Origin of the sequence: Paenalicyclobacillus cellulosilyticus (assembly GCF_014647315.1) — a bacterium.
In the GTDB taxonomy this organism is placed as follows: Bacteria; Bacillota; Bacilli; order Alicyclobacillales; family Alicyclobacillaceae; genus Alicyclobacillus_J; species Alicyclobacillus_J cellulosilyticus.
This window is the reverse complement of record NZ_BMOY01000144.1, coordinates 341-594: the sequence shown is the minus strand read 5'-3', so window position 1 is coordinate 594 and position 254 is coordinate 341. Positions and strand designations below refer to the sequence as shown.

At 36.6% G+C, this 254-nt stretch carries 1 protein-coding gene; it reads right to left on the bottom strand.

Going from position 1 to position 254, the window contains the following annotated elements:
- Window positions 1-254: hypothetical protein (locus tag IEX97_RS13825; RefSeq protein WP_229776949.1), on the bottom strand; the 254-nt coding region annotated here is incomplete at both ends.

Sequence of the window (254 nt, the reverse complement as noted above, 5' to 3'; positions counted from 1 at the left end):
ATCAATTTTCTTCCAAAACGATCGCACGGAAAAAGGAATACCCGGTTTAATTTTGGAATTTAATGAATGATTTATTGCGGTATCTAACCGAACTTTTTTATGGTTTAGAATGAGAAAAAACTCATCTTCACAAACGACGGTCCCAAAAAAATGCGTTCCAAAATGGCGGCTATATTGTGCTTCGCAAAACGCATCAGGAGTGCTTATAAATCCATCATCCTCTAAGTCAGCAATTTTGAGCGTAAAAGCATCAT